Annotated in this window: 2 protein-coding genes; both read right to left on the minus strand. The window is 44.6% G+C overall.

The genetic code is table 11. The features are described from left to right. On the minus strand, window positions 1–722 hold a 722-nt coding region (locus AB4512_RS22295; protein ID WP_372175716.1), incomplete at its 3' end, for a pseudouridine synthase. Window positions 723–727: 5 nt separating this feature from the next. Further along, window positions 728–920: hypothetical protein (locus AB4512_RS22300; RefSeq protein WP_372175717.1), on the minus strand; the 193-nt coding region annotated here is incomplete at its 5' end.

Consider the following 920-nt stretch of genomic DNA (forward strand, 5'->3'; position numbering starts at 1 on the left):
TCTTTCCACTCACCAGGCTGCAGCTGCCCCACATTCATATTACCCATTGAGTAACGGATAAGACGCAGGGTAGGGAAGCCGATATTGGCTGTCATTCGTCTTACCTGACGGTTACGTCCTTCAATGATTGTAATAGCCAACCATGTTGTCGGTATCGCGGCTCTGAAGCGTACTGGAGGGGTTCTATCCCACACAACAGGTTCAGACATCACCTCAACCTGAGCGGGCAGTGTCATGCCGTCTTTTAGTTCGACACCTTTTCTCAATTTATCTAAATCTTCCTCAGAAGGTGCGCCTTCAACCTGTACCCAGTAAGTCTTTGGGGATTTTGAGTTTGGTTGAGTTAGCTTAGCTTGAAAAATACCATCGTTGGTCAAGACCATTAACCCTTCGCTGTCGCGGTCAAGGCGACCTGCAGCATAAACGTCTTTCACTGGAATAAAGTCCGCTAGCGTTTTTCTCCCTTCGCCATCTGTAAATTGGCTTAGAGTATCGAAAGGCTTGTTGAACAGAATTACTTTGCGATCTTCGAGCGCAACCTTAGGTTTTGCATTGGTAGGCTTGCCTTTATATCGGTGCTTGCTTGAGTGAGATTTGTTGTGCGAATTGCCAGTGTTATTCTTATCACTGCTTCGGCTTTGTCTATTACCGCTTTGTTTTAATGTTGCACCAGAACGAGCCGGTTTGTCTGAACGAGATGCGCTGCGTGAGCGAGTAGACATGTTAACTACCTTGCAAAAATGTAAACGAAGTGTGCTGAAAAGTTTTCACTGAAACGGAATTGAGCTATCATTTGCGCGCCTAAAAGACACAAAATAGAACAAGTTGATGGACTCTTAAGCCTGATTTGTTTAATTATACCTTCGTGTTTTATTATAACAACGCACTCACGGATTTGGTTCATGCTGTCATCAAGATTG

Source organism: Vibrio sp. 10N.222.52.B7 (assembly GCF_041474275.1).
Lineage (GTDB): Bacteria > Pseudomonadota > Gammaproteobacteria > Enterobacterales > Vibrionaceae > Vibrio > Vibrio crassostreae_C.